Raw genomic sequence first — 3,457 nt, 5'->3', positions numbered from 1 at the left:
CTCACTTCACACCTCCTTCTCACTCCCCCCTCCTCTACCTCGATCTGCTCCCTCTATCACACACCCCGTCTTTTCTCTTCGGCGGGCGGACCCGCCCCCCCGCCGGTTACCCCTCCACGATGATCGTGCCCCGCATCCCGGGATGGATCGGGCACAGGTACCGGTACTCGCCGGGCTGGGTGAAGGTGTGGCTCCAGTCGCCGACCTCGAGCAGTGGACTGTTGATACTCATGGCCTTGTCGCCGATGCCCTGCACTCCGTGCGGCAGATCACCGTCGAAGTGCCAGTTCACGGTTTCGCCGGCGGAGATGGTGACCTCGTCCGGGGAGAAGCGGTCCTCCTCGACGCGAATGGTGACCGCCGCGTCCGGACTGTGGTGGTCGTGCGTCCCGGAGGTGTCGGTCCCGCCGGTGGGCGGAGTCTCCGGACCTTCGGCGCCGCAACCCGACAGCAGGGCCGCGATCAGGAGAAAGCCGGCGGCCGGGGCGAGTACACAGCGGTGCGATCTGGGCATGAAAGTCAAGCGTAGTCTGCTGAAGTCGCTGTCCGTCCGAGTGTGGAGGTGTGTTCGGTGACCGGCTACTACACCGCCGACGAGGTGCGCTCGGCCGAGGCCGACCTGTTCACCAGGGTCCCCGCCGGGGAGCCCATGCGCCGCGCCGCCTACGGGCTGGCCGGGGTTGTCGCGGCCGAACTCCGGGCCCGCCGCGGCGGGGTCGCCGGACGAACGGTGGGGTTGCTGGTGGGATCCGGGGACAACGGCGGTGACGCGCTGTGGGCGGGGGCGATGCTGCGCGGGCGCGGGGTGGCGGTGGTCGCGGTACTGCTGAGCCCGGATCGGGCGCACCGCGAAGGCCTGGTCGCGCTCCGGCGGGCCGGGGGCCGGGTGTGTGCCGAGACGGCCCGGGCCACTACCGAATTGGCGGGCGCCGATCTGGTCATCGATGGCATCGTCGGTATCTCCGGGCGTGGGCCGCTGCGTCCGGAGGCGGCGAGAATCGTCGCGGAACTGGATGCTCCGATCGTGGCGGCCGATCTTCCGAGTGGGATCGATCCGGATACCGGCGCGATCACCGGGCCCGCGGTCCGCGCCGAGGTCACGGTGGCGTTCGGTGCCCGCAAACCGGTCCACGCCCTGGCGGCTCCGCACTGCGGCCGAATCGAGCTGGTGCCCATCGGGTTACGGCTGCCCCCGGCAGGTTTGTCCGCATTGGAACCGGTGCGGGTGGGTGCGGGCTGGCCGGTGCCGGGACCGGCCGACGACAAATACAGCCAGGGGGTCACCGGGATCTGCGCGGGCAGTGAGACCTATCCGGGTGCGGCGGTGCTCTGTACGGGCGCGGCGGTGGCGGCCACCTCCGGGATGGTGCGCTACGCCGGTACCGCGCACGCGGCGGTACTCGCGCACCGGCCCGAGGTCGTCGCCGTGCCCCGGCTCGCCGACGCCGGACGGGTGCAGGCGTGGGTGTTCGGACCCGGTTCCGGCACCGATACCGCCGCCCGCGACCGGCTCGCCGAAATCCTCGATACCGAAGTGCCCGTCGTGGTCGACGCCGACGGGCTCACACTGCTCGCCGCCGAACCCGGATTGGTGCGTGGCCGCCGCGCGGCGACCGTGCTCACACCCCACGCCGGCGAGTTCGCCCGGCTCACCGGTCACGAACCGGGCGCCGACCGGATCGCCGCGGTTCGCGAACTGGCCGCGCGGTGGCAGGTGACCGTGCTGCTCAAGGGCCGCGCGACCCTGGTCGCCGAACCGGGCGGGCCGGTGCTGGTGAACGAGGCCGGCGGCTCCTGGGCGGCGACCGCGGGCGCCGGTGATGTGCTGTCCGGGGTGATCGGTGCGCTGCTGGCCGCCGGACGTGACCCGGCGTGGGCCGCGGCCGCGGCCGCCCGTGCGCACGCACTGGCCGCCGGGCTGGCCGCGCACGCCGCGGTGCCGGGGGGCGAGGGCGCCGCGCCGATATCGGCCACGCCGCTGCTGGGCCGCATCCCGGAGGCGGTCGCCACACTGCGGGCCCTGGCCGCCTGAGATCCGGCTCGGACCCGGCGGGTGGCCGTGGTCCGGCCCGGCCGGGGAGATGGCAGTATCGGCAACTGTGAATGGGCAAGTGGAGACCGTGGTCGACCTGGACGCCATCGCGCACAACGTGGGCGTATTGCGCGCACACGCCGGCGACGCCGCGGTGATGACGGTGGTCAAGGCCGACGGCTACAACCACGGAGCCGTCGAGGTCGCGCGGGCGGCGCTGGCCGCGGGGGCCGCCGAGCTCGGGGTCACCACGGTGGCCGAGGCGGTGGCCCTGCGCGAGGCCGGTATCCGCGCGCCGATCCTGTGCTGGCTCAATGCCTATGACGCGGATTACGCCGCCGCCATCGCCGCCGATATCGAGATCGGGGTCTCCTCACCGGAACAACTGGATGCGGTCGCCGTAGCGGCCCGGGAGCTGGGCCGGCAGGCCGTCGTCACGCTCAAGGTCGACACCGGGCTCAATCGCAACGGTGTCGATCCGCATATCTATCCTGTGGTGCTCGCCACGCTGCGCAAACTCGTCGCCGAGGAGTCCGTGCGGTTCCGGGCCATCTTCTCCCATCTCGCGCACGCCGACGAGCCCTATCATCCGGTGATCGATCTCCAGCGCGACCGGTTCGTGGAGGCCGTCGCCGCGGCGCGGGGGCACGGACTCGAACCCGAACTCGTCCATCTCGCCAATTCCGCGGCCACGCTGACCAGGCCGGATCTGGCCTTCGACATGGTGCGTCCGGGTATCGCGGTCTACGGCCTGACCCCGGTGCCCGATATCGGAGACTTCGGCCTGCGCCCGGCCATGACCTTCCAGGCCGAGGTGGCGCTGGTCAAACACGTCGCCGCGGGTGAAGGCGTGTCCTACGGGCACGAATGGACCGCTCCCGCCGACACCACGGTCGCGCTCATCCCGGCCGGCTACGCCGACGGCGTCTTCCGTCCACTGGGCGGGCGGATGGAGGTCTGGGTCGGCGGGCGGCGCCGGCCCAACCGGGGCCGGGTGTGTATGGACCAGCTGGTCGTCGATCTGGGGGACAACGCCGACGGTGTGGCCGAAGGAGATCCCGCGATCCTGTTCGGACCCGGCGATCACGGGGAACCCCATGCCCAGGATTGGGCCGATCTGCTGGGCACGATCCATTACGAAGTGGTGTGCTCGCCTCGTGGACGGGTACACCGTCGGTACCGGGGAGGAGCGCGGTGAAGGCACGGACGACACTTTTGCGCGGCGGGCTGGCCACGGCCGGGGTAGTCGGAGCCATGGCCGGGGCGCACGCGCTGCGCCGGGCCGGTGCGAAGGTGTTGTGGCCGCCGGTTCGCGACGAGTACCGGGACGAGAACTTCGCCCTGATCGATCTCGACCGGGCCGGTGAGGTGATCGCCGACGACGGTGTGTGCCTGGCCACCCGGGAATGGGGTTCGGCCGATGCC

3 protein-coding genes and 1 pseudogene are annotated in these 3,457 nt (G+C 71.9%); 3 read left to right on the top strand and 1 reads right to left on the bottom strand.

The window, feature by feature from the left end:
* Positions 1-106: 106 nt before the first annotated feature.
* Complete coding sequence (locus ACWDU1_RS30825) at positions 107-514, bottom strand: cupredoxin domain-containing protein (protein ID WP_450003870.1); 408 nt, start codon at positions 512-514, stop codon at positions 107-109.
* Between the two features lie 57 nt (positions 515-571).
* Between ACWDU1_RS30825 and ACWDU1_RS30820 the strand changes: the two genes are divergently transcribed.
* The 3 genes and pseudogenes from ACWDU1_RS30820 to ACWDU1_RS30810 form a co-directional block, all read left to right on the top strand.
* Complete coding sequence (locus ACWDU1_RS30820) at positions 572-2,032, top strand: NAD(P)H-hydrate dehydratase (RefSeq protein WP_450003868.1); 1,461 nt, start codon at positions 572-574, stop codon at positions 2,030-2,032.
* A 49-nt stretch (positions 2,033-2,081) separates the two neighbouring features.
* The gene (alr, locus tag ACWDU1_RS30815) at positions 2,082-3,230 is read left to right on the top strand and encodes an alanine racemase (RefSeq protein WP_450003866.1); all 1,149 of its coding nucleotides are present in this window, start codon (positions 2,082-2,084) and stop codon (positions 3,228-3,230) included.
* Positions 3,227-3,457: pseudogene (locus ACWDU1_RS30810) on the top strand (alpha/beta hydrolase); the annotation flags it as partial. The gene alr and the pseudogene ACWDU1_RS30810, both read left to right, overlap by 4 nt.

Source organism: Nocardia sp. NPDC003345 (assembly GCF_053589395.1).
The sequence above is the reverse complement of the archived record's forward strand: the minus strand, read 5'-3'. Positions and strand labels throughout refer to the sequence as shown.